A 495-nucleotide genomic window follows, 5' to 3' on the forward strand; every position below is an offset into this window, starting at 1 on the left:
AACAGCACAACGGAGGAAGACGTGAGGCGACGTGACTTCATAGCAGCCGCCGGAGGCACCGCCGTGGCCGCACTCACGGGTGCCGGTGCCGGACCACGTCGGATCGGGATCAGCGACGTCCAACAGTTGCAGGCCCGCTTCGCCGAGGTCGTCGCCAGCGACCACCGCCACGGCGGTCGCCTCAGCATCGAGACCCGGGCCGGCCGGCTCGCCGACGAAGCCCTCGCCCTCCAGGAGCGCGGCACCGCCACCCAGCGGATCAGGGCTCAGCTGTACGCCGGCGCGGCCTCCTTCATGTCGAGCGCGATGTGGGCTGCCATCGACGGCCGCCGCTTCGACGCCGCTCTCCACCACCATCAGAAGGCTGCCTCCCTGGCGGCCATGTCCGGCGACTCGTCCATCCAGTTCCGCATCTGGTCGCACGCCGGCAGCCTCTACCGCCATCTCGGCCGGCCCGGCGACGCGCTCGCGGCCAACGACGTGGCCCGCAACCTG

1 protein-coding gene is annotated in these 495 nt (G+C 71.5%); it reads left to right on the forward strand.

The window, feature by feature from the left end:
• Nucleotides 1-495, forward strand: a 495-nt coding sequence (locus C7C46_RS31070) for an NsdA family TPR-like regulatory protein (protein ID WP_484421960.1), incomplete at both ends; no start/stop codon positions are given.

The organism is Streptomyces tateyamensis, from assembly GCF_003205575.1.
GTDB lineage: Bacteria > Actinomycetota > Actinomycetes > Streptomycetales > Streptomycetaceae > Kitasatospora > Kitasatospora tateyamensis.